The organism is Corallococcus terminator (assembly GCF_049194865.1).
Taxonomy (GTDB): Bacteria; Myxococcota; Myxococcia; order Myxococcales; family Myxococcaceae; genus Myxococcus; species Myxococcus terminator_A.
In genome coordinates this window covers 1-6,443 of sequence record NZ_JBLZWL010000114.1, presented here as the reverse complement: position 1 = coordinate 6,443, position 6,443 = coordinate 1, and the positions used below count along the sequence as shown (strand labels likewise).

Below are 6,443 nucleotides of genomic sequence, written 5' to 3'. Positions count from 1 at the left end.
CGCCGACGCGAGGAGCGGCGGGGCCTCCGGGGCGGTCGTCACGAGGGGAGCCTCCGCGCGAGGCGAGGCATCCGTCCACGTGACGTGGGAGTGCGACGCGCCGCAACCGGCGGCGAGCGAGCCCAAAAGGGCCCAGGTCGAGAGAGTCCAGGGATGGTGGCGCATGGAGCTGACTCCTAGAGCGAGGCGGAACCGGAACGCGAGGAGCGCTGCCGCTCACGGGCGGTGGGCGCGGAGGTGGCGCTCGTCGACGCCGGCAGCGCGACCGAGCACGCGTCCTCGCAGCGCTCGCTCAGGCACGCGAGCGTCGCGGGAGTGGTCTGTTGCTGGGACACGTCCGCGAAGCACCGGTCCGCGGCGCCAGGGCAGCCCTTGCGCGCGGCGCACTCGCAGCACGGCGCGGCCACGGTGGCCATGAGCTGGACCTCCTGGAGGACGCTGGACAGGCCCCGGTAGCAGGTCCGGGCGCCCGGCGCGAAGCGGCCCTTCGCGTCCACGATGGGAGAGCTGCCTCCGAGCCCGCACTGGTCCGCGGCGACGACATAGCGGCGCTCGCACAGGGCGATGAGCGTCGCGTCGGAGCGTCCCTCGCGGGCATTGCCCACGGCCTCGGTGCACAGGGCGCGGGAGATGTCCTTGAGCAGCTTGCGGTTGGCGGTGTCCTGTTCGGTGCTGGACGCGCCGGCCGTGGCGTCGGACTCGAAGACACACTCCTTGCCTTCGCGAAGCGTGTCGACGGTGCAGGCCCAGGCCGTCGGGGAGTCATTGGACACGGGCGGCGCCGCGAGCGCATCCGGCGACATCGCCGACGGAGTGGCTTCGGGAGTGGAGCCCAACAGGAATAGGGAGACGAGGATCGCCTTCATTGACATGGCAGGTTAGGCCGTTGAGGCACGCCACACAAACGGTGCCGCGCCACACTGTTCTCGGATGGCGCATACCGTCATCGAGGTGTCCGCTCCCGGGCACCCTTCCCTACCTGGGTCGAAGGCGCCCACGTCTTCACGCCTCGGCCCGCGAATGCGATTCCAGCACCATCTCCCGGGACGTCCCCCACTGAGCGCGTGGTGCGTACTGTTCCCACAGCGGCCCCAGGAAGAACCGGCCGAAGCGGTCCATGGCCAGGGTCCCCGCGCCCTGGCGTCGCGCGGGCTGCATGCTGGAGATGAGCGAGAGGAGCTGGCCCACGCCGAGCGTCAGCACACCGGCGCCCACCACCGGAGCCTGCGCATTCATGCCCGCGTGGAGCTGGCACATCAACCGCGTCGAGCCCTTCCACGCGTCCTCTCCTCGCCGGTCGACGACGACCTTCGTCCCCTCCAGGAAGTAGTCACGGCCTCGATGCGGAAAGCGCAGGCCATACGTCATCACCCGCGTGCCCGGTGACTCTGGAGGGCGGAAGATGTTGAAGCTGCCCCGACGCGCCGGCAGGTCCTCGCCGAACGGCGCGAAGCTCAGCCGCGCCACCAATCGCGCCGAGCACTTCACGTCACTGACGAAGGCGTCCAGGTCGCTGACGCTGATGGTGCAGTGGATCGTCATCGACTGGGCCTCGGGATGCAGGGCCCCCTCGGTGGGGTCCGTGACGCCCATCGTGAAGCAACCCGTGAGCGACTCGACGAAGGTCAGGTCGGGTGAAGGCTCCGTGGTCCGAGTCATCTCCGGAGTGAGCGGCAGGCCCCGCGAGCCACACACGTCGAGATAACGCCACGTGTCCGAGTACCCCATGTCGATGAGGCCCGCGGCGGTGGCTCGGCCCGCGTAGAGGTCCGGGTCCAGCGCTAGAGGGCGCTCGGGCTTGATGAGGTGCACGGCGATGGGGCGACGGTGGCCCAGCACGACCTCCCCCGCTTCGATTCGCGCGTTGAGGTCCTCGATGACGCGCAGCTGCGCGAACAGCGCGCCGTTGGCGCTCATCTCCACGAGGTAGGCGTACTGCTCGAAGAGGCCATCGTCATGGACAGGCGTGTTGCCCAGACACCACAACACCCACAGCTCGTTCGCGCCCCGGCGCACGGCCTCGAGCAGGTGCGAGTCCTGCGTCCACAGCGCATCCGTATAGAGCGTGCCGTCCCGCTCCACCGGAGGCATCAGGATGGGCGGAGAGATGGCCGCCAGCAGCAGCTCCTTGTCCAGCTCCCGGTGCGGGATGGCCACGTCTGTCTTCCGCTCGAAGTCGCAGACGTGGAAGGTGCCCTCCACGAGCGAGCTGGCGCGGATGGCCGCCACGTCGATTCCCAGGTGGGGGAAGACCCGCTGGAGCACCTTCTCCGGGTCTCCCAGCGGCTCGACATGAAGCACGTCCAGCGACTTCCTCGGCGTTGCGTGGGCGAGGAAGTCCTCCACGGACAGCGTCCGCCACCGCGCGCACGCCTCGCCGGGGGACACGCCGGACAGCAGCATCGCCAGGTTGAGAGAGCCCGCGGACGTCGCATCCGCGAAGTGGAAGCCGAGGTCCGCGTCCTCCAGCGCGCGAATCGCTCCCGCCTGCCAGGCCGCGCGCAGGCCACCTCCCACGAGGATGAGCGAGCGCTTCCGGGGACCGAGCGTTTCCGCCGGACCCACACGCGCGTCCGTCGCGTCCTCCTCCTCCCGGGGGGACACACCTGCTTCCGATTCCACGTCCATGGCGACGAAGGGCCGTGCCGTGACGTCATCGGGTGGCGGCTGCTCGAGAGCGCGCTCCTCGGGCCGCATGCCGTCCTCGCGTCGCCACTTCCAGGGGGCCTTTCGGCTCGACATCTCCCAGGCCCCTCGCTCGGTGAGGAGGAGGTAGCCGAACACGAGCACACCGCCGACCAGACACACGAGCGCGAAGACGAGCAGCAGGGACAGTCGCCGGCCCACCAGCACGGTCAGGTACAGCTCCGCGGCCACCGCGATGAGAATCGCGGAGAAGATGGCGAGGACGCGGCGCCAGGTGGAATCTCTCGAAGAGGGCCACCACCCGGGCCTCTTCCTGGCGGGCCGCTCGGGCGATGAAATAGACGGTTCGACTGGCATGACGCGGGCCCCCTCGTCTCGACTCGACCAGGTGCCTCACGCTCGTGACGGACTGAACGCGAGACCCGCCCCCTCCGGCGGCACGGCGTCAGCCAGGGGAACCTACGGGAAACGTGGGCCAGCGCGGGGGGACGCGCAACCCACGCGCGGGTTGCGAGCACCAGCGATGGGACTTTCGACTGGAGCCCGATTCACCCGCGAAGCGCCACCTCGGCCACTCGGGTCATGAAACACTGTCCGCATGGAGCGCCAGCCGTGGCTCCCGAGGAGACGCGATGTCGTCACAGTCGAGCTCGACCTGGACGCCCTATGACGGCGGCGCGTCCCTGGGGTGGATGGGGAGCCAGGGCGGCACCATCGCGCGGGATGAAGAGCAGGAGGGCCAGCTTCGCCTCACGTACGAGGTGGACGACTCGCGCTCCTTCCACGCCCTCACCTGCTCCGTGACGGGCTGGCTCCTCCACCACCGCTTCTTCGACAGCGCCGAGCAGGCCCTGGCCGAATTCGAGGCCATGAAGCCAGCCCTGGAGGACCTGCGCGCCCAGCTCCGGGAAGGCGGTCCGGGCTCTCCGGAGGAAGCACGTCGGGGTGGCCCGGTGCTCGCCGGGTTCCTCGCGCGCTTCTCCTGACTCCTCACGTCCCCTCAGGATTCTCGGCGGCCAGCGTCTCACCCGAGAAGCACACCTCGAGTCCGCCGTACTCCGACGGGCTCAACGTCAGCGCCCAGCCGTGCACCTGCGCGACGTGGTGGGCGATGTGCAGGCCCAGCCCCTGTCCTTCCGGGGCCCGCGTACGAGCGACGTTGCCTCGGACACCCCGCTCCAGGATTCGCGCCCGCTCCTCCTCGGGGATGCCGGGCCCGTCGTCGATGACTCGGAGCACGAAGCGGCCCTCACGGGTGCTCTCCAGGACGACTGCGACGTGTCCATCCTCGCGGCCGTAGCGCACGCCGTTGCCCACGACGTTGCTCACGGCCTGCTCGATGAGCGTCACGTCACCGAGGACTCGCACGGGCGTCGCGGGCACGCCGCTCTCCAGCGAGATGCGCCGCTGTCGGGCAATCGGCTGGTGTCTCCCGAGGACCCGGGCAATCACGTCGTTGAGGTCCACGGGCGCACGTTGCACATGAGGCGCTCCGGCCTCCAGTCGAGTCGCCGCGGTGAGGTTGTGGACCAGCGAGGCCATGTAGTGCGCCTCGCTCATGGCGGAGGCCACCTCGGCCGCGTTCACCGGCTCGCCCCGGGAGACGCGCTGCTGCATCGCTGACAGGTTGCCCTGGAGCACGGTGAGCGGCGTCATCACGTCGTGAGTCGTGTTGGCGAGGAAGTCCCGCAGCCCCTGCTCACGGGCTTCCTGCTGCGCCATTCGCGCCTGGATCTCCGCGCGCGCCTCCTGGAAGGCCCGGGCCAGGTCGGCGATCTCATCCTCGCCGCGCACGGACACGGGCTGCTCGTAGCCACTGCGCGCGGACGCACGCACGTCCTCGGTGAGCATGCGGATCCGACGCACCACGGGCCCCAGGGCCAGCACCACCGCCGCGACGACGATGGACACGAGCAGGCTCCAGTCCTTGAGCGGTGGGAGGAAGAACGACGAAGGCCCGGGTGGCTCCGCGCGACGCGCGAGGACATAGGCACAGGGGCCGTCATCCCAGGACATCCGCACGAGCAGCTCGAGGACCCGCCGTCCGTCCAACTCCGAGCGCCGGACCACCGTCACTCCTTCGAGTGCGTCCTCCCGCATGTCGTCCGTCAGCGCGGGGGCTCGGGGGTTCCTCGAGGTGAGCTGTGAGTCATAGGGGAAGAAGAGCACCCGTGGCGGGGCTCGCCCATCCGGCCCCAGCGGCGGCGGACCGTCGAACTCATCCAGGCCGCCCGGACGACGAGGTGGTGGACCCTCGAAGGTGTCGGAGCCTTCAGGGCGAGGCGGCCTGCCCGGCGCTCGCGGCGGCGGAGGCTCCCGGCGCGGTGGCCATGCCTCCGAGTCCCCCGACATCCTCGGCGGCGGTGGGGGGCGCCCATCATCCACCCCACCCCGGGGCCTCGAGCCATCAGCGGGCGGACGCCCCGGAGGCGCGGGACGCTCGGAAGGTCGAGGCCGCCACGTCTCGGGCGCGGCCTCGCAGCGCGTGCGCTCCACCTGCATCTGCGCGAGCGTGGAGGCCTCGAGCACCTCCTCCTGAGAGCGCTCGCGCAGCGACTGCTGGAAGTACGCCATCGCCACCACGACGGGCAGCACCGCCGCCATCGCCGTGAGCGCCAGGCGCAAGCGGAGCTTCACGAACCATCCCCTGCCACCAGCCGATAGCCCACGCCCCACACCGTCTCCACGCACTGCGCCGGCGCCAGCTTCCGCCGCAACCGCGAGACGTGCACGTCCAGCGTCCGCTCCGTCCCCTCACGCTCCGGATCCAACACGTGCTCCACCAGCCACTGCCGCGTCACCGCCTCACGAGGCCTGCGGGCCAGCGCCGCGAGCACTTCGAACTCCACCCGCGTCAGCTCCACCACGCGCCCCTCCACGCGCACCTCTCGCGCCTGGAAGTCGACGCGCAACAGCCCCAGCTCCAGCGCGGCGTCCGCCTTCTGGAGCACGGGCCGACGCAGGCGCGCACGCACCCGCTCGATGAGCTCCTCCGGCCAGAAGGGCTTCGTCAGGTAGTCATCCGCGCCGAGCTTCAGCGCACGCACCTTGTCCAACGTGTCGTTGCGCGCGCTCAGGATGAGCACCGGCACCTCCGAGAAGCTCCGGAGCGCCTTGAGCATGTCCAGCCCGTACGTCCCGGGCAGCATCAGGTCCAGCACCACCAGCCCCACGTCGGGAAGCTCCCCGGGCAGCAGGGTGCGGCCCTCCGTCCACCACAGCGCCTCGAAGCCCGCGCCCCTCAGCTGCTCGACAAGCTGCGCGCCGAGCCGAGCGTCGTCCTCCACCAGCAGGATTCGCTCCCCCATGTCCCGCTCGCCTCCTCCCACCCGGACACCGCGGTGCCGTCATGAATGGATGAATGAAAGCCGACGGTACACCGAGATTCTTAAGACTCCCTTAACAGGAGCGGTTCAGTCCGGGCCGTCAGGCGCTTCGCGGAGCAAGGCGGCGAGCTTCTCCAGCGCGAGCCTCGCCCGGGTCTTCACCGTCCCGAGCGGGTCTCCGGTGCGGAGGGAGATCTCCCGCTGGGACAGGCCCTCGAAGTAGGCCAGCTCCACGACCTCGCGCTGCTCGGGGGGCAACGTCATCATCGCCTTGCGCACCCGCACGCGGTCCTGCCCGTGGGCCGCCGCGTCGTCCGGAGCGGGCGGCGTCGCGCTCTCGGGCGGAGGGTGGTGGGCGGCGCCCTCGACGACGCGCGCGGCGGTGCCCATGGAGCGCAGCCGGTCGATGGCGCGCGTGCGGGCGATGGTCGACACCCAGGTCTCCAGCCCGCCTCGGTCCGGGTCGAAGTC

6 protein-coding genes are annotated in these 6,443 nt (G+C 70.6%); 1 reads left to right on the top strand and 5 read right to left on the bottom strand.

What is annotated here, in order from left to right; all coding sequences use genetic code 11:
• Window positions 1-176: 176 nt before the first annotated feature.
• Together ACN469_RS34495 and ACN469_RS34490 are read right to left on the bottom strand one after the other, a co-directional pair.
• Window positions 177-872: a hypothetical protein gene (locus tag ACN469_RS34495; RefSeq protein WP_498775044.1), complete on the bottom strand. Its 696-nt coding sequence runs from the start codon at window positions 870-872 to the stop codon at window positions 177-179.
• 130 nt (window positions 873-1,002) lie between these two features.
• On the bottom strand, window positions 1,003-3,003 hold the full coding sequence (locus ACN469_RS34490; RefSeq protein ID WP_498775042.1) for a patatin-like phospholipase family protein: 2,001 nt from the start codon (window positions 3,001-3,003) through the stop codon (window positions 1,003-1,005).
• Between the two features lie 275 nt (window positions 3,004-3,278).
• Between ACN469_RS34490 and ACN469_RS34485 the strand changes: the two genes are divergently transcribed.
• Window positions 3,279-3,632, top strand: coding sequence for a hypothetical protein (locus ACN469_RS34485; protein WP_498775040.1), 354 nt, complete (start codon window positions 3,279-3,281; stop codon window positions 3,630-3,632).
• A 4-nt stretch (window positions 3,633-3,636) separates the two neighbouring features.
• Here ACN469_RS34485 and ACN469_RS34480 read toward each other — a convergent pair whose 3' ends face one another.
• The 3 genes from ACN469_RS34480 to ACN469_RS34470 form a co-directional block, all read right to left on the bottom strand.
• Window positions 3,637-5,283: a sensor histidine kinase gene (locus tag ACN469_RS34480; RefSeq protein ID WP_498775038.1), complete on the bottom strand. Its 1,647-nt coding sequence runs from the start codon at window positions 5,281-5,283 to the stop codon at window positions 3,637-3,639.
• Entirely contained in the window at window positions 5,280-5,954 is a 675-nt protein-coding gene (locus tag ACN469_RS34475; protein WP_498775036.1) for a response regulator transcription factor, read from the bottom strand. The genes ACN469_RS34480 and ACN469_RS34475 overlap by 4 nt, the downstream gene beginning before the upstream one ends.
• Before the next feature lie 105 nt (window positions 5,955-6,059).
• Window positions 6,060-6,443: sigma-70 family RNA polymerase sigma factor (locus ACN469_RS34470; RefSeq protein ID WP_498775034.1), on the bottom strand; the 384-nt coding region annotated here is incomplete at its 5' end.